Genomic DNA, 18117 nt, shown 5'->3' with positions numbered 1-18117 from the left:
AGGAAAATGAGTTTTTATCCAGAAACGCTCTACATCGACTATCCACAAGAAAAAGTGGATGGCAAGCTCTATGAATATCGTTGTCAGTATTGCAAACGACTTACAACGGACATAAATGGCAAGGTTAGTAACCATGATGCCAATTGCCAATACCGCAAAGAACATACGTATTTTGAGTTAGAGGATTAATCGTGCCAAGGTCAGCAGTCCCTGAAGTTGAAAATACCATTACCGATGAATTAGTAGAGGAGGTTGCGATGGTGCTTAAGGCACTGTCAACCCCACTGCGTCTAAGAATGGTTTGTGAGCTTTGCATTCAGCCACGTACTGTAAGCGAATTAATTCAGATTACAGCGGTTCGTCAGACTTTGGTATCCCAGCAGTTGGCAACGCTTCGGGAACTCGGAATTATTGATAAACGTCGCGATGGCACCAAAATGATCTACCGAATCGCAGACGAAAACGCCATCAAGATCGTTAACAGTCTATGTGAGATCTATAAAAAATAAAACTCATCTAGTTATTTAATTAATATGTCGGTTTTCCCGACAAGTGCCTGCAGATAACGCGAACCCGACATGGGACCCCACCCAACATTTTTTTGGTGATTGTTAGCGGATTTAATATTTCATTAGTTAAGGATTTTCTAACCGCAAATAATAATTTATTACTTTATTTGTAATTATGTTAATTTCTTTATATAAAAGTTTGATACATCTTGATTTTATATATTTAAGTTGCAAAATTTCTTACTCTTAATAATTCCTGAAACTATAAAGTGAATATATTCAGGCTGTACTGGAAATTTCTACTGTCTGTATTTTGTTTTGCTAATTACTCAACCTTGCCAATTTTTTTAACTGCCTCTTCCATTTGTTTTGCATCAGCATCCCAGTAGGCTTTAAATTCAGGTGCATCTAAGTATTGAATGGGGCTTCCTGCGGTATTAATGATTAATCGAACCTTTTCATCGTTTGACGCTACTTTAGACGCTTCACGCAATTTATTCGTAATGAAATCAGACGTTCCAGCAGGAACGAACAGACCAGCCCATTGGGCAAATTGAATTGGTACCCCCATTTCTTTAAAACTCGGTACATCAGGCAAGCTGGCTAGACGACCTTCCCCCCAGTGAGCCAAAGCCCTGACACGTCCGGCTTTAATATATTGAACAATGGAACTCGGACCAGTTGCAACAGCATCGACTTGACCACCTAAAAGACCAACAATAGCAGGGCCTGCGCCCGTATATGGAATATGCACCATGAAAAATTTTTGGCTAGCTTTTAGCATTTCCATAGGAACATGCATTGTTCCGTAATTTCCGGACGAGCCAAAATTATATTTTCCAGGAGATTTACGCATTGCATCAATAAATTGATAATAATTTTGCCAAGGACTATCGCTTCGAACAACCAATACCGTAGGGTCTGCAGTAAATCGAGCAATTGGCTTCAGTTGGCTCAGTGAATAGGAAGGTGGCTTGCCTAAAATTTTATCGGCTTCGGGGATAATTGAGATAGAAGAAAGTGCCAATAAAATAGTGTATCCATCTGGTTTAGCTTTTGCTACAGCAGCCATGCCGATTCCACCTCCCGCACCAGCTCTGTTTTCAACAATAACCGGTTGCCCTAAAGATCGTGACAAGGCGTCAGCAACCGGTCTTCCGACAGTATCAGCAACACCTCCGGGAGGAAATGGAATAATCATAGTAATTGGCTTGATCGGCCAATTTTCTTGTGCTACAGCATTTTTAATAGGGTGAAAAAAAGCTGCACATGAAAAAAAGAAGAGTAGAAACCGATAAGTGATTTTCATGGCACCCCCGAACTTATATTTATGAATACTAATTAAGGATCCTACTACAATTAAACTATATCAGCAGTTGTTTATTTAATAAATAAAAAGTTTTTATCTATAAAAAGGATATCGGATGAAATTTGCTACTTTTAGATTAAAAAATAACTCAAATCAAGTCCGAATTGGAATGGTAGATACAAATCATCAAAAAATACATGAGTATGATGAAAATAAAGATTTATCGGAAATGGGTGTCTTGCATATCCTTAAATTACAGCTTGATGCAAAACCATTACCAAAAATTACCGCAACCCATGAGCTTGAAAATGTTCAGTTACTAGCGCCAATACCAAGACCACAAAGGAATATATTTTGTGTGGGTAAAAATTATTATGAGCATGCTAAAGAGTTCGGTACAAGCGGGTATGACAGTAGTACTTCAAAGCCGGGCGATGAAATTCCTAAACATCCCATCATTTTTACAAAACCACCTGAATCAGTAATTGGCACAGGGGGGAATATTGTGATCCCCCAAAAAGTTTCAACTGATATTGATTACGAAGTTGAGCTTACCGTGATCATTGGCAAAGGAGGCAAAGGTATTACAAAGCAAGACGCATTTAAACATGTGTGGGGGTACACCATTATTAATGATGTAACTGCCCGTGATTGGCAGCAGCGTCATAAGCAGTGGTTTCTTGGTAAAAGTTTTGATACATTTTGTCCAATGGGCCCATGGATCGTCACTCGAGATGAATTAGTCGATGACGACATATCCGTAAAATGTTGGGTAAATGATGAGCTTCGACAAAGCTCAAATTCTAAAGACTTAATTTTTGATGTACCTACTCTTATTGAAACTATTTCGGCTGGGATAACCCTGTATCCAGGCGATATCATTGCCACAGGAACTCCTGCTGGTGTTGGCTTGGGCTTTAAGCCACCTAAATTTTTAAAAGCAGGCGATACAGTACGGCTAGAAGTTGGTGGTGTAGGTGTACTTGAAAATAAATTAGTTAGTGGAGTATAAGTTCGCGGAGGTTTAAATGCTCTCTCCTGATGAAATTGCAAGATTAGTACCTGCTGAAGAAGAAAAAGTACGCTTACCAATTCCAACTCGAGCGATATCAAGCGATGAGTTTTTCCCTGGTCGGCAAACTGAGAAACAAAAAGAATTTGAAAAGCGCGTACAGCGACTTGGACTTGAGCTAGCAAAAAAACAGGGTCAATCAAGACGACGTTTCTTTCAGGGTGCCGCAGGTATGGCAGCTGCCTTTGTGGCAATGAATGAGACGTTTGGGCCTTTGTATGCAGTTAGTATGGCCGAGGCATCAACACCAGAAATGGCAAACGAGCGAGCTAGTCAACTAAAAGACCAGTTCATTATGGATATGCACACTCATTTTTTACGGGATGACACTCGTTTGGAAGGTTTTGTGCGATCACGAGAGGCTGTTGGTAAGGCCTCATGGAATCCCGCCTTAATCGATAAGCCCCAATCTTTAGATGATTTAAAGTTTGCTAACTACTTTAAAGAAATATATTTAGATAGTGACACTAAAGTTGCGCTTATTTCTGGATCGGGGTCTGAGGATCCGCGCGATTGGTTTCTTACCAATGCAATGAAAGCTCAGGCAAGACAAACAATTAACCGAGAGAGTGGCTCAAAACGCATGTTCTCACATGCCATTTTTATGCCAGGCACAGCTGGTTGGCTTGATAAGGTAGAAAGTGATTATGAAAATTTAAAGCCTGATTCATTCAAAGGCTACACGATTGGAGATAACACTAATAAACATCTATCTAAACATCCGTGGCGATTGGATGATGAAAAATTACTCTACCCTTTTTATGAAAAACTGACCAAATGGAGCAAGACGACCCCAAGCCTTGCGAATGTTTGCGTACATAAGGGCTTATATCCCCCATCCGTCACAGCACAATATCCCCATCTTCTAGGGTATGCAGATGTTCGTGATGTTGCTAAAGCAGCTAAAGATTGGCCAAACTTAAATTTTGTGATTTATCACTCTGCATTTCGATATACAGGCGGGACTTGGAATCTAGGGTGGGAGCAATTTACCAAAACTGGCCGCATTGATTGGGTTACTGATTTATCTGAAATTCCAAAAAAATATGGAGTCAAGAATGTCTATGGTGATCTTGGACAAATTTTTGCACAAAGTACCATTGCTGAACCTCGCCTTTGCGCCGCCATGCTTGGCCAATTAATCCAGGGCTTGGGCTCAGATCATGTTGTTTGGGGTACCGACGCAATTTGGACAGGCTCACCCCAATGGCAAATCGAAGCAATGCGTAGACTTGAAATTCCAGAGGACATGCAAAAGAGATATGGATTTATGCCGCTTGGTGGCCCGAATAGCGAGGTTAAGCAAGCTATATTCGGCAAAAACTCAGCGCGCATTTACCACTATTCATCCGAAAAACAAAAATCATTAATTGGTGATGCGGTAAGTATGGCCAAATCCCATTACGACCAATTTGGTGACGGTAGGACAAACTTACGATATGGCTATATGAGTATTTAATCAGATTATTGGATCATTTGTGCAGTAAATTAAATAACAGTGATCGGTACAGTATTTGGCAGAAAACTTCCCACTAAGTGATCCAAATTGAATCAATCAATTCTGAATTTTTTATAAATAGCGTTATCCTCAATGAAATTTCTTCACCTGGTTAGTTTCATCATTTCTAGTATTTTCCTGTTAAATCCAGCCTTTGGTCAAACAGACCAATGGCCTAAACGCACAATTAAGTTTGTAGTCGGTTTTGGTCCCGGGGGCGCAAATGATATTGTGGCTCGCATAGTTGCTGAGGGCGTCTCTAAGCAGCTTGGGCAACCAGTCATCGTTGAAAATAAGCCTGGCGCTGGATCTGTTCTAGGAGCAGATTTTGTGGCAAAGAGCCCGTCTGATGGCTACACATTTTTTGTGAGCGCGGGTGGAATCATTACCAATCCCATGATTAAAAAATCGATGCCTTATAAGGAGGGGGATCTGGTCCCCGTGGCGCTTCTGGCTGTGAGCCCATCGATCATCGTGGTACCTCCAGACTCAACCATTAAAAATCTCCGTGATTTAATTGCCCGAGCCAAAGACGCTAAGGGAATTCAGTTTTCAACGGCAGGCACTGGTAGCACCCCGCATTTTGTTGCCGAAATGCTCAAGGTTAATGCGGGTGGCAAATACGACATCATTCCGTATAAGAGTGGCTCAGAGGCCAAAGTAGCAGTACTTTCTAATCAGGTTGATGCAACATCGGAATCAAGCGCAGTCACGATTCCACAGATTCAGGGAGGAAAGCTGCGAGCAATTGCTTCGACTTGGAATAAGCGCATTGAGGCACTTCCAAATGTGCCAACTACGAAAGAGGAGGGTTACCCTCAAATCTTGATTGGGCATTGGGCTGGTCTTTTTGCCCCGAAGGGAACTTCCAACGAGATCCTCGACAAAATGAATAAGGCAGTCGAAGCAGCTCTGAAGTCGAGTGAGGTGCAAAAACGTTTGGTACCGCAAGGTATCGAGCCAATCCCAGGATCTCGAGCAAGTTTTGTAAGCTTTCTTAATGATGAGAGAAATCGCCTTGCTCCAATTGTCCAACGGGCTAATATGCGAGATGATTGACCTAAAGAATGAAAAAGTTCGTTTCGACCTTATTGCTTATCAGTGTTGGCCTATGGGCATTTTTGTTCCACACGAGTGCGGTGCTCGCTCAAACGAATTACCCCAATAAACCGATTATGTTTATTGTCCCCTATGGAGCAGGGGGCGGCGCAGATGCCCGTAGTCGGCAAATTGCTCAAAAGATGAGTGCATTACTCAAACAACCCATCGTTGTTGAAAACAAGCCTGGAGCAGGCGGTAATATAGGTACTGAAATGATTGCGCGTGCAGCCCCGGATGGATACACCATCGGGATGGGAAATTTTGCACCATTAGCCGTTAATAAAACCCTCTTTGGTAATTTACGCTATGACCCAGAGAGCGATTTAGTTCCCATCGTATTAATCGAGAGAGGTCCTTTGGTATTGGTTGTAAATCCAAGCTCGCCTTACAAATCAGTACAAGATATTATTAAAACCGCTAAGGCAAAGCCTGGATCCTTGACCTTCTCGTCGGGGGGAATTGGAGGTAGTCATCAGTTATCGGCAGAATTATTTAAGATCAATACCGATATTGATTTGATTCATGTGCCTTATAAAAGCGGTTCAGCAGCTTTGATGGATCTCATGGCCAACAATGTGACGATGATGTTTGACCAAATGTATTCTGCCATGCCCGGTATTAAAGGGAACAAGTTACGACCCTTAGCGATTACCAGTAAAGTACGCTCGCCTTTACTACCCAATGTGCCCACATTCCTTGAGCTTGGCTATCCAAAAGTGGAGGTCTTAAATTGGCAAGGACTCATAGCACCAAAGGGTACGTCTCCAGAGATTATTCAAGCCTTAAATGCAGCAGCCAATCAAGCCTTAAAGGATCCGCAGATACGTGAGCAAATGCTCGCACAAGGTAATGAAATCGGCGGAGGTACTCCAGCAGAATTTGCAGCACTAATTAAATCAGAGTCGACAAAGTGGGGCGCTGTAGTGAAAATGGCGAACATTAAACCGGAATAAGATAGCGTTCAAGTATCCGCCTTAGCAAACCTCTCTATGTTGCAGATCGCAGTTTTGAGCACGAAGCATCGGTGAAGCCATTCCTGCTGGGCAGGCCAGATCTGAGCGATTTCAACTGTGTGGATTGAGTTGATTGTGGCTGAGATTGGCCACCCTTAAGTCCGATAGCGGTGGGGCTGAGAGACCGGGTGGGATCCAGGTGACTACTGGCATCAGGTGGAACTTGGTGGAATTTGTCGGGTAAGTCGATATTTCATTTTGTTTTGTTAGTATTTTGTAATGAAAATATTCCTAACCGGTGCCACAGGTTTTGTTGGTAGTCACTTTTTAAAAAGGTTGCTATCAGATGGTCACGAGTTAGTCTGTCATATTCGTTCGGATAGGGGTATTAAAACTATTGAAGCACTAGGCGGCGGCTATTGGTTGGGAAGTTTGGGTGATGATGTGGCGCTTCAGGAACTGCTTAAAAATTGTGATGCGGTTATTCACTGCGCTGCCTATCTGAAGTTTTGGGGTCCAGAGAAAGAATTTGAAGATGCCAATATTAGTATTACAAAGCACCTTCTTGAAGCCGCCAAAATTGCTCAGGTTGAACGCTTTATTTTTATCAGCGCCGCCTCTGTAGCAATGAATGAGAGAAAAGCACTCATTGATATTGATGAGAGTCAGCCTTACTGTAGCTCGCTAGAGTTTCCTTACTCAAGAACTAAGGCAATCGCAGAACAATTGGTTTTATCGGCCCATAGTACGCAGTTAAAAACCATAGCCCTACGCCCACCATTTATCTGGGGCGCTGGTGATGCGGTAGATAAACAAATTGGTAAAGCTGCCAATCAAGGCCAATTTGCTTGGTTTGATGGGGGTCAATATCCGTATGCGACTTGCCACGTGGACAACCTAAGTCACGCAGTATCACTTGCCTTGAAGGCTGAATTGGATGGCTCGGCCTGTTTTATTGCTGATGAAGGCCATTTGCCATTTAAGGAGTTTATGACCCAACGCTTGAGGGTTGGAGGTTACAAAGTTCCCAAACTATCTTTACCAACATCGATTGCTTATAAGATTGCTGGCCTGATCGAGGCGATTTGGAAGTCATTAAATTTAAAGTCAGACCCACCGTTAGTCAGAGAAATGGTGCGTTTGATGGGGTATGGTTTTAGTATCTCCACAAGTAAAGCCCAAAAGGTACTTGGCTACGAACCAGCTTCTTCAATAAACGAAAGTTTAAAACAAATTGAGAAGAAATCTTAAGGGCACTACTTCTAAGATGTGTTTCATTGGGGCGGTTTTCCCGACAAACGCCTGCAGAAACCATGAACCCGACATCGGACCCCACACAGCACCACGATGACCCCTGTTTTGCCGAAAACCCAAATCAGGGCACGGAAACCCATTGTCGGATATTGTCTAAAGCAGATTAGCCAGCCCTTCTAAGCCGTAGGTCGCAGGTTCGACTCCTGCTGGGCAGGCCAATTCTGGGAAGTTCTGACTGGCATAATATGCAATCAATTCTGAGGCTGTCATGAAACTATTTTTTAAATTAGCACTGATCTGGTTCGCAGTACTGCATGGGGCGAATGCTTTTGCTCAGGCTAATACTGTTCAGACTAAGCCAGAGATTAAATATACCCAAGTAGGGGATGTAAAACTTGCTTATTACATTCGCGGACAGGGTGAGCCACTACTCATGATCAATGGTTTTATCTCAACAATGTCCTTGTGGGACCCCGCTCTTTTAGATGAGTTATCCAAGAAAAATCAACTCATCTTGTTTGATAATCGTGGCGTTGGATTATCAACCGATACCAAGGAAAACAAGACAACGATTGCTCAGATGGCTGATGATGCGGCTGGGTTGGCTAAAGCCCTAGGCTATAAGAAGGTAAATATCCTTGGGTGGTCAATGGGCGCTCGGATTGGTCAACAAATGCTGATTCGTCATCCAAACTTAGTCCATAAGGCTATTCTGTGTGCAGCCAATCCAGGAGGCAGTCATCAGGATCCCGCTTCGCCAGACGTAGAGAAAAAGCTAAATGATCCCAATGTTCCGGAAACCGAAAAGGTAAGTTTAGTATTTACAAACAATGAGGCTGGTAAGAAAGCAGCAGCGGAGGTATTGGCCCGACTAAAAGCTGCGGTGAACTCAGGAATTGTCCCAAATAACTTTCGAGTAAGTAAAGAGACGACTATTCGGCAGGATAGAGCTCGAACTACTCTATGGGAAAAGGATCAGGAGAACTTTAGGAATCTGAAAGCGATTAAGCATTCAGTACTTCTTGCCGATGGAAGATTTGATGTGGTCGATATGCCAATGAACTCTCTCATCATTGCCAATCAAATTCCCTTTTCATGGCTAGCATTTTTCGATGGTGGACATGCATTTTTATTTCAGCAGTACAAACGCTTTGCTGATACCGTTAATGCATTTTTAATGTGATTAATGTAAATTGTCGGTTTTCCTGACATACGCCTGCTGACAATCGTGTTTAAACACGTGACTCCAATTAGCGATATGAACGATCTGATTAGGGTCGCGGTCTGATACGTTTAACATTGAGCTCTATATAAGGTATCCCTAGCAAAGCCTGAATCGATACGCTGTAAATTCTTGGAGAAAAATTTTGAAACAATACCTCGAATGTGGGTTTGCAATAAAAAAATTTACCCTATCTCTGCTTTTGATCCTGCTTAGTCTCTCAGGCCCTTTATATGCTCAAGCAAAAGTTGAAGTTCAATTTGCCCAAGTAGGGGAGGTAAAGCTTGCTTATTACACTCGTGGTCAAGGCGAGCCGATTATTTTGATCGCAGGGTATTCGCAAACAATGGGTATGTGGGACCCGGGATTGTTAGATGAGCTATCTAAAAATAATAAATTAATCATCTTTGATAATCGCGGTATTGGTCTATCAACGGATTCCATGGAAAACAAGACAACGATTGCTCAGATGGCTGATGATGCGGCAGGGTTGGTAAGAGCCTTAGGCTACAAGAAAGTGAATATCCTTGGATGGTCAATGGGCGCCCGAATTGCTCAACAATTTTTAATAAGACATCACGACTTAGTGATTAAAGGGATTCTTTGCTCTCCCAATCCAGGTGGAAAGTTTCAAATTAAAGCGAGCAAAAAAGTCACTGATGAACTCAACAATCCTAATCTTTCATTGATGGAAAATGTTGCATTGCTCTTTCCACAAAACGAGGCTGGTAAGCAGGCTGCTAAAGATGCGCTCGCAAGATTAAATGCGGCAAAATTAGCAGGAACAATTCCACTGGACTTTAATATCTCAAAAGAAACTAAGATGCGTCAAGATCGGGCAAGAACGGTGCTTTGGGATTCGGATAATCAAAACTATGTTGATTTAAGAAATATTAAGGTACCGGTGTTAGTGGCTGGTGGACGTTTTGACATTATTGATGCTCCGAAGAATGCTCAAATCATCGCGAATCAAATTCCCTACTCATGGCTCACGTACTTTGATGGCGGACATGCATTTTTGTTCCAACAACGCCAAAAATTCTCTGAGACAGTTAGAGCGTTTCTAAATTAATGGCTGGTATCGGATATCTGAAGTTCTAATAGATTAATTAGTACAAATCAGAACTGATAATTTAGCGATAAATAAGCCAAGTCTTTTTTGGTAACGGTTTTTAGACAGGCGTCTGCGGATACCACCAACCCAACATCTGGCCCTACTGACGCCATACTTACCGGTATATTGACGAACAATGAAATCAGGACACTGCGAGCCATTATTTAATGTTGTCTAGGGGAGTTTTTCAGCCTTTCTGAGCGGTGGGTCGCAGATTCGACTCCTGCTGGGTTGGCCAGACTTAAGGCAATTGCTAAAAAGCTGACCATTCATCAAAGATTGTTATTCTATAGACCTTAATGGTCAAAAATTTGAGAGCAATGTTTATGAGGATTCTATCCAAAACAATCTTTATTAGTCTTTTATCGGCATTAATAGCAAGCACTACTGTTTTTGCTCAAAGTGCCCCCGACAGGACTAACAAAAAGCCAAATATTGTTTTATTCTTGTCGACAACGTTGGATGGGGATTGGGTTCCACCGACGTAAATTAATAACAGTAATGGTAAATAATTCAAGTGAAGATATTCGCAATTCTTCGGATTCTAGTATTGCAGGTTCTTGAAATGCGTTGCAATGTTCTATTAGACAGTGATAATTCTCGCAATTTAATCTAAATTGAAGTTTGCGAACATCTGATCATCCAATCAGTTGATCAAAGAAAGAATATTTTAGAGAGTCAGCATGAGACTATTTAGTTACCGCGACCAAAGCATGCAACCCAAAATCGGGTTGTTGCGTGATAAGTCATCACAAGAATTTATTGATTTATGCGCCACCGACCCAAGTATTCCAAATAAGTTAAGAGCGCTGATTGAAATCGATCCTCATTTTTCGATGGCCAAGCAAGCTTTATCTAATCCTAATGCAATCATTCATAACCTTTCTGAAGTTAAGTTCGATGTTTTAATTGATCAGCCTGGAAAAATCGTGTGTTTGGGTCTGAATTACGCTGATCATGCCAAGGAAGGCGGTAACGCTCGGCCTGAGTACCCCAGTTTTTTTATGCGCGGCCCATCCTCACTCACTGCCCATTTGGCTCCGATTATTCGTCCACGCGTTTCTGACAAATTAGACTATGAGGCAGAGCTTGCATTTATTGTAGGAAAGAAAGCGCGTAATTTAACCAAGGAAAACGCCCTTGATTGCGTCGCTGGCTATAGTATTTTCAATGATGGTAGTCTCAGAGACTATCAACGCAAAACAAGTCAATGGACGATTGGCAAGAACTTTGATCAGACTGGGGCTTTTGGTCCATGGCTTGTGACCCCAGATGAGTTGCCTCGCGGGGCGCATGGTTTGCAAATTCAGTCACGCCTAAATGGCAATCTTATGCAAAATGCCAATACCAAAGATTTCTTATGGGGTGTTGCCGAGACAATTCAATTGATTACAGAATGCATGACTTTGGAGCCTGGCGACGTGGTGATTACAGGAACTCCCGCCGGCGTCGGATATGCCAGAACGCCACCAGTTTTTATGAAGCAAGGTGATCTTTGTGAAATCGAGATTGAGGGCATAGGGGTTTTACAAAACTCGATCAAAGATCAGAGCTTGTAGTCATTAGCTTACTTGATGCAACCCCAAGATCTGTCTGGCCTCTTTCGCTTTAGCAACTGGCCGGTTGTATTTGCTACATAGCTTGGCTACCCGAGCAACCAATTGCGCATTATCTTTAGCAATCTGGTCTTTATCAAAGCGAATATTATCTTCAAGGCCAGTTCTGACGTGACCCCCAAGTTCTAGGGCCCACTCATTAAGAACAAGTTGATGCTTGGCGATTCCAGCAGCTGTCCAAGTCGCTTGTGGCAATACCTCATGAAGCTCTTTGATTAAGAACTCTAGGATGCTACGCTTAGCAGGCATGGCATTGGGGATGCCCATCACAAATTGCACATGAGCTGGTGCTCGGATGAGGCCTTTCGCAACTAAATTCGCGGCATTATACAGCATCGCCAAGTCAAATATCTCGATCTCTGGCTTGACGTTGTATTTGAGCATTTCACCCGCTAAGTGTTCAATGAAATCGGGGGGATTTTCATAGATCGAGGTTGGAAAATTGACTGAACCAGTTGCAAGCGATGCCATATCAGGACGATGAACTAACATTGCTCCGCGCTCTTGTTGATTGCGGCCCCGGCCACCAGTTGAAAACTGAACAATCATTTGGGGGCAGTATTTACGAATGCCTTCTTGAACTGCAAAAAATTGATCGGGATTTGAGCCAGGGCTTTCATCTGGATTGCGAACGTGGATATGAACCAAACTAGCCCCAGCGTCATACGCCTTATGCGTTTCCTCAATCTGTTCGCTAACCGTCACCGGCAGGCCGGCACAATCCTTCTTTCTGGGGACTGAGCCGGTAATGGCGACGGAGATAATTACGGGGTTTGTCATGATTGTTGGTAATTCGTCTAGTTAAGCGGTAATTGTAGGTAATTATGCTTTGCTAAACCATGAATTTAGTTGTTTTATTAGAGGCTATTAGGATTTATCCTGAGCATTATTTTGATTCTTACCATTAATATGGATATTAAAGCCAATACAGGCGGCTTTAGCTGCTGGCTCTCAAAATAATGCGTTGATTGATAACGCGGTTTTTAAAAGGGGAATACGATGCAAAGGGCAGCACTTACTAATTTTTGTTCGCCTAGCCAATTATTACGACTAGTCTTGCCATTTATTTTTCTTGCAAGCTTTGGTCTTGGTGGTGTTCATGCACAAAGTCAGTTTCCAAATAAACCGATTCGTTATGTAATCCCATTTCCTCCTGGTGGGGCAACGGATAATATCGCCCGACCTTTGGCTGCGGAGTTGGGGGTTTTAGTTAAATGGAATATTGTGATTGACAATAAACCCGGCGCTGGAGCAAATATCGGCGCTGAACTGGTTGCTAAAGCTCCGGCTGATGGCTATACCTGGTTGATGGGCTCGGTGGGTACCCACGGAATTAATCAGCCCTTGTATACCCAAGGTGGCGGTAGATTACCATTTGATCCGATTAAAGATTTTGCACCGGTTACATTGGTGGCAGAGTTTGGGAACGTCTTGGTGGTCAATCCAGATTGGGCCAAGCGTAACAATATAAATAGTGTGAATGATTTGATTCGCTACGCGCGTGCTAATCCCGGTAAGGTGAATATGGCATCCAGCGGAAATGGCACCTCGATTCATATGGCTGGTGAACTATTTAAGTCAATGACTAAAACCTATATGGTTCATTTACCGTATCGGGGTAGTCCTCCAGCAGTTGCGGATTTGATTGCAGGCAATGTGGACATCATGTTCGATAACATTCCATCGGCTATCAATTTCATTAAAGCTGGACGCTTAAAGGCTTTGGCTGTGACCGGTGCTAAGCGCTCGCCAGCATTGCCCGATTTGCCTACCGTGGCTGAGGCTGCCAACCTTCCAGGTTATGAGGCTACTTCATGGTTTGGAATTTTGGTGCCGGCAAATACGCCTCCCGATTTGGTGCGCTTAATCAACACTGAAGCGGTGCGTGCGATTAATAGTCCGGTAGTGCGGGAGAAATACGCAGCCATGGGGGCTGAACCCGTGGGCAATACCCCTGAGCAATTTGCTAACTTTATTAAGAGTGAGATTGCAAAGTGGACCCGAGTGGTTAAAGAGTCTGGAGCAAAAGTCGATTAAGAGGGGCGCCCGAGCTCAGAAAGGCGCTTACTCGGACTAATTGCTTCTGGGTCGATGACGATTTCAATGATGGCACCTTTTGAACTGTTAAGAGCTGCTTGCAGTGCAGAAGCAAACTGTTCGGTTCGTTCAACCCGATAACCGGGCATTGAAAAACTCTCTGCAAATCGTACAAAGTCAGGATTTGTTAATTCAGTACCGGACACTCGACTCTTAAACTCTCGTTCTTGGTGCATTCGAATGGTGCCGTACATCCCATTGTTGATGATTAAGACAATCGGTTGGGCTTGATAGCGAAGTGCTGTTGCTAACTCTTGGCAATTCATCATGAAGTCGCCGTCACCACAAAAGGCCACGACCACTCGCTGAGGGTCAACCAATTTTGCGGCAATTGCTGCTGGCAAGCCATAACCCATGGAGCCATTGGCTGGAGCTAATTGTGTTTTAAAACCACCATAGGGGTAAAAGCGATGGAGCCAGGCGGCAAAATTACCCGCTCCATTCGTCAGTATCGCGTTACGGGGTAATTCATTCGCTAGCTTAGCAACGATCTCTGATAGTTGGACATCCCCTGGAATGGAGTTGGGTTGACTAAAAGCAAGGTAGTCCTTGTGTGCTGCATGCATGCGCTCGGCATTATGTTGCTTACCCATAGTTACGTTTGTTAATGCGAAGCAAAATGCCTCTGGCGAACATGCTAGGGCATAGTCAGCTGCATAAACCCGACCCAGTTCATCAGGACTGGGTAAAACGTGAATGAGTGTTAATGCCGGTTTTGGAACACTAAGAATGGTGTAGCCACCAGTGGTCATTTCGCCTAAACGCTCACCAATAACAAGTAGGACATCCGCCTCTTGAACTCGTTTTACTAGGGCTGGATTAGCAGCAATACCCAGATCTCCTGCAAAGCAAGGATCGTGATTATCAATCAGATCTTGAGAACGAAAACTTGTCGCTACGGGCACTCCTTCCCGATTTGCCCAATGCTTTAATGCATCGCACGCATCTTTGGTCCATGAGCCACCGCCCGCAAGGATCATGCCTCGTTTGGCCTTGGTTAGAGCCTGCATGGCTTCGCTAAATAAGGCTTGGTCTAATCCGGGACTAATAATTTGAGCTTTAGGGCTAGGGTGTTCATGGGCCTGGGCAAACAAAACATCCTCTGGTAGGGCCAACACTACGGGACCCTTGCGTCCAGATTGAGCGAGATGAAATGCATGGGAGATGTATTCATCGATACGATCCGCACGATCAATACTGCCAACCCACTTGGCACACTCAGAGTAAACCTTGCGGTAGTCCATTTCTTGAAAGGCTTCCCGACCTACCATGTCGGTACCCACTTGTCCGATCAGTAACACCATCGGAGTTGAATCTTGAAAGGCTGTATGCACTCCGATCAGGGCATTTGCGGCTCCAGGGCCACGTGTAACCATCAAAACACCTGGCTTCCCAGTTAGTTTGGCATAGGCTTCAGCCATATAGCTGGCGCCACCTTCTTGGCGGCAGGTAATAAAGCGTAGTTTGGAATCGTGATCAACCAGACCGTCAAGAAGAGGCAAAAAGCTTTCGCCAGGAACACCAAAAGCGAATTCAACGCCTTGACGAACCAGGGCATTGGCTAAGATCTTGCCACCATGCATTAAGGTTGACGAGTGATTCATGTCCATTCCTTTACAGATCAATACATTGAAAGCAGTAGTTTACTGATAAGCACTTCAGTAATAGCAAAACTAGGTACATTGATACAAATCCTAAGTATTGATCTTCACCATTAGGGAAATTCAGGAATAGCAACCCATTGAAATTTAAAAGGATGCGGCGCACAATGGTCGCATCGCCGATCAATCAACTAGGGATGAATAATGTCAACTAAAAAAGAAACCTCTTACGAAAATCGTCGCCAATGGATGAAGCTTGGACTGGGGGCTGCCTCCATCGTGACCTTAGGGGCCACATCTTCGGCAGAAGCAGCAAAGCCAAAGACGCCGTTTCAATTAGAGCCAACCTATATTCCGATAGCGAATAGTAGTGAGCAATTTCCCGTTCGTCGTATTTATTGCATTGGGCGAAATTATGCAGCGCATGCACGGGAGATGGGGTCTGACCCAACACGTGAACCACCATTCTTTTTTCAAAAGCCTACCGATGCGATTCAATTTGTTGCCCCCAATAAAATTGTGGATCACCCGTATCCAACCCTAACTAAGAATTATCACTACGAGGTGGAGTTAGTGGCTGCCCTAAAAACTGGTGGTAAAAATATTACGATTGATAAAGCCTTAGACCATGTGTATGGATATGCCCTTGGTTTAGATATGACGCGGCGTGATTTGCAGCGATTTATGGGCGATCAAAAGAAACCCTGGGAAATCGGTAAATCGTTTGATCATTCGGCACCCATTGGCCCCATTTTTCCAGTCAACAAAATTGGGCATCAAAAGAGCGGTTCTATTTCTTTATCGGTTAATGGTGAAGTTCGTCAAAAGGCAAACTTAAACCAGATGATTTGGTCAGTCGCAGAGCAAATTGTGAAGCTATCCGAAGCCAATGAACTGTTCCCTGGTGACATCATTTACTCAGGAACCCCAGAAAATGTGGGTCCTGTGGTGCGTGGCGATATTGTACGTTGCATGCTTGACGGCTTTCCTGATCTAGTCATCAAAATCGTTTAGAAGTTTGGTCTCATAACCGTTTGTCATTTATCCTTGGCAAGCCTTTAATCCATCAAAGCGGTTAACAAATGAAAATCTTCAAACGATGTTTTGGTATTTGCATCCTTTTAATCGCGACCCACGTATTTGCCAATACCGCGAGCGTCTATTTCAATGGCGACATCCTGACGATGGAGGGTGAGCAACCGCAGTATGTTGAGGCAGTCGTAGTGAGGGGTAAGACAATCGCATACGTTGGTAACTTGCGAGATGCCCTAAATGCGGCGGGTACCAATCCCGTCTTGCATGATTTAAAAGGTCAAACATTAATGCCGGGCTTTATCGATGCCTGGGGGCACTTTACCTTGATCGCTCAAAATACCTTGACCGTTAACTTGGGCTATTTTTCAAAAAATCCACCCAGCACCACAAAGCAATTAATCGACCGCTTAAAAGCAGAAGCTCGACCATTCAATGGTTGGATTATTGGTGCCGAGTATGCAGATTCTTTTCTAACCGATGGCCCTCTAACGATTGCGCAGTTGGATAAAGCATTTCCCAATCAACCAGTATTTATTAACAATATTTCCACATTGACGGGGATTGTTAATTCGGCAGGCCTAAAAAAGTTAGGGATTACCAAAGCCACAAAGGTTACACAAGGAATGATTCCCGTTGATCCAAAGACCGGAAAACTCACGGGGGAGTTAATCGGTATGCCCAATGTAGAGGCAACTGCTAGGGTATTTGGTAGGTATTCTGAGGATTTAATTTTGGAGACCTATCGTAAGGCCGAAATGATTTATGCCTCAAATGGATTCACCACAGCGCAAAGTTATGAAACCACCATTGATGATATTCGTAAAATGCGCCAAGCAGTGGACCGTAATTTGATTCGCTTAGATTTGATTGCTTTACCAACCTATGATGTAGTGGATCAATTACTGGCAAGCAATAAAAATTACCCATTTGGTATCTATACCAAGGGTGATGGGGGTTTCAAAGTCGCTGGGATTTTAGTATCCACGGATGGCGCCCCTCAATTGCGTCTTGCGTATTTCTCAAAACCCTATGCCGATACCGTTGGCGTGCCAAAAGGATGGCGAGGTATGGCGATTGTGTCGCAAGATGTTGTGGATCGCTATGCAAAGCTCGCTTATCAAAAGAATATTCAGTATTACGGCTATTCGAATGGCGACGCTGGAATTGATATGACCCTTTTGGCAATATCAAAAGCAATTCGAGAGACAGGCATTACAGAGGACCGTCGTACCGCGATTGCCCACTCCTTTTTTATTCGTGATGATCAATTGGATCAGTACAAAACCAATAAGATTCTTCCCCAATTTATGCCAAACCACATTTGGATGTATGGCGATGTGTACCGAAAAATTTTAGGGGAGGATAGGGCTCGCTCAATGGTGCCCCTCAACTCAGCCCGAGCAAAGGGTATGCAGTTTGGTATTCATAATGACACCCCATCATCTGGTCCGAGCGCTCTATTTACCATTTGGACCTCGGTTAATCGAGTTACCTACTCTGGGACAACCTTAGGGCCTGAGCAAGGCATTGATCCTTATTTTGCACTTCGTGGTTTCACATCGGTTGCGGCGTATCAATACAAAGAAGAGGCCTCAAAGGGCAGTATTACAACGGGGAAGCTAGCGGATTTAGTTGTTCTCGAACGGAATCCCTTAAAAGTGAAGCCAATGGAAATTAAAGATATTCAGGTTGTAAAGACCATCAAGAATGGTCAGGATTTGTACGTTCGTCCATAG

General features: G+C 43.6%; 16 protein-coding genes. 13 read left to right on the top strand and 3 right to left on the bottom strand.

What is annotated here, in order from left to right:
• Window positions 1-6: 6 nt before the first annotated feature.
• Both ICV32_RS06030 and ICV32_RS06025 read left to right on the top strand, forming a co-directional pair.
• Window positions 7-189 carry a hypothetical protein gene (locus ICV32_RS06030; protein WP_108508550.1) on the top strand — a complete coding sequence of 61 codons (183 nt, stop codon included), beginning with the start codon at window positions 7-9 and terminating at the stop codon, window positions 187-189.
• A gap of 2 nt (window positions 190-191) precedes the next feature.
• Window positions 192-509, top strand: a complete 318-nt coding sequence (locus tag ICV32_RS06025; RefSeq protein ID WP_215368844.1) for a helix-turn-helix transcriptional regulator — start codon at window positions 192-194, stop codon at window positions 507-509.
• Window positions 510-834: 325 nt separating this feature from the next.
• Here ICV32_RS06025 and ICV32_RS06020 read toward each other — a convergent pair whose 3' ends face one another.
• On the bottom strand, window positions 835-1818 hold the full coding sequence (locus ICV32_RS06020) for a tripartite tricarboxylate transporter substrate binding protein (protein WP_215368836.1): 984 nt from the start codon (window positions 1816-1818) through the stop codon (window positions 835-837).
• 115 nt (window positions 1819-1933) lie between these two features.
• Here ICV32_RS06020 and ICV32_RS06015 point away from each other — a divergent pair, with 115 nt between their 5' ends.
• The 8 genes from ICV32_RS06015 to ICV32_RS05980 all read left to right on the top strand — a co-directional run bounded on the left by ICV32_RS06015 (window position 1934) and on the right by ICV32_RS05980 (window position 11591).
• On the top strand, window positions 1934-2830 hold the full coding sequence (locus tag ICV32_RS06015) for a fumarylacetoacetate hydrolase family protein (RefSeq protein WP_215368833.1): 897 nt from the start codon (window positions 1934-1936) through the stop codon (window positions 2828-2830).
• Window positions 2831-2846: 16 nt separating this feature from the next.
• Complete coding sequence (locus ICV32_RS06010; protein WP_215368830.1) at window positions 2847-4349, top strand: amidohydrolase family protein; 1503 nt, start codon at window positions 2847-2849, stop codon at window positions 4347-4349.
• A gap of 132 nt (window positions 4350-4481) precedes the next feature.
• Window positions 4482-5447 (top strand): tripartite tricarboxylate transporter substrate binding protein, encoded by a 966-nt coding sequence (locus ICV32_RS06005; protein ID WP_215368822.1) that lies wholly within the window; start codon window positions 4482-4484, stop codon window positions 5445-5447.
• Between the two features lie 8 nt (window positions 5448-5455).
• Entirely contained in the window at window positions 5456-6442 is a 987-nt protein-coding gene (locus tag ICV32_RS06000; RefSeq protein WP_215368812.1) for a tripartite tricarboxylate transporter substrate binding protein, read from the top strand.
• A 279-nt stretch (window positions 6443-6721) separates the two neighbouring features.
• Window positions 6722-7693, top strand: a complete 972-nt coding sequence (locus tag ICV32_RS05995) for an NAD(P)-dependent oxidoreductase (protein WP_215368799.1) — start codon at window positions 6722-6724, stop codon at window positions 7691-7693.
• A 271-nt stretch (window positions 7694-7964) separates the two neighbouring features.
• On the top strand, window positions 7965-8879 hold the full coding sequence (locus tag ICV32_RS05990; protein WP_215368797.1) for an alpha/beta fold hydrolase: 915 nt from the start codon (window positions 7965-7967) through the stop codon (window positions 8877-8879).
• A gap of 241 nt (window positions 8880-9120) precedes the next feature.
• Entirely contained in the window at window positions 9121-9990 is an 870-nt protein-coding gene (locus tag ICV32_RS05985) for an alpha/beta fold hydrolase (RefSeq protein ID WP_215368795.1), read from the top strand.
• Between the two features lie 725 nt (window positions 9991-10715).
• Window positions 10716-11591 carry a fumarylacetoacetate hydrolase family protein gene (locus ICV32_RS05980; RefSeq protein WP_215368793.1) on the top strand — a complete coding sequence of 292 codons (876 nt, stop codon included), beginning with the start codon at window positions 10716-10718 and terminating at the stop codon, window positions 11589-11591.
• Window positions 11592-11594: 3 nt separating this feature from the next.
• Here the strand turns inward: ICV32_RS05980 and ICV32_RS05975 are convergent, their stop codons facing one another.
• Window positions 11595-12428, bottom strand: coding sequence for a 3-keto-5-aminohexanoate cleavage protein (locus ICV32_RS05975; RefSeq protein ID WP_215368786.1), 834 nt, complete (start codon window positions 12426-12428; stop codon window positions 11595-11597).
• A 219-nt stretch (window positions 12429-12647) separates the two neighbouring features.
• On the opposite strand from ICV32_RS05975, the gene ICV32_RS05970 reads away from it, so the two are divergent.
• On the top strand, window positions 12648-13685 hold the full coding sequence (locus ICV32_RS05970) for a tripartite tricarboxylate transporter substrate binding protein (protein ID WP_215368784.1): 1038 nt from the start codon (window positions 12648-12650) through the stop codon (window positions 13683-13685).
• Here ICV32_RS05970 and ICV32_RS05965 read toward each other — a convergent pair.
• The gene (locus ICV32_RS05965; RefSeq protein WP_251371818.1) at window positions 13682-15349 is read right to left on the bottom strand and encodes a thiamine pyrophosphate-binding protein; all 1668 of its coding nucleotides are present in this window, start codon (window positions 15347-15349) and stop codon (window positions 13682-13684) included. The genes ICV32_RS05970 and ICV32_RS05965 overlap by 4 nt on opposite strands.
• A gap of 201 nt (window positions 15350-15550) precedes the next feature.
• Between ICV32_RS05965 and ICV32_RS05960 the strand changes: the two genes are divergently transcribed.
• Both ICV32_RS05960 and ICV32_RS05955 read left to right on the top strand, forming a co-directional pair.
• Window positions 15551-16360, top strand: coding sequence for a fumarylacetoacetate hydrolase family protein (locus tag ICV32_RS05960; protein WP_251371817.1), 810 nt, complete (start codon window positions 15551-15553; stop codon window positions 16358-16360).
• 68 nt (window positions 16361-16428) lie between these two features.
• On the top strand, window positions 16429-18117 hold the full coding sequence (locus ICV32_RS05955; protein ID WP_215368773.1) for an amidohydrolase: 1689 nt from the start codon (window positions 16429-16431) through the stop codon (window positions 18115-18117).

This window comes from Polynucleobacter sp. MWH-UH24A, assembly GCF_018687475.1.
Classification (GTDB): Bacteria; Pseudomonadota; Gammaproteobacteria; order Burkholderiales; family Burkholderiaceae; genus Polynucleobacter.
This window is presented reverse-complemented; position numbering and strand designations above follow the sequence as displayed.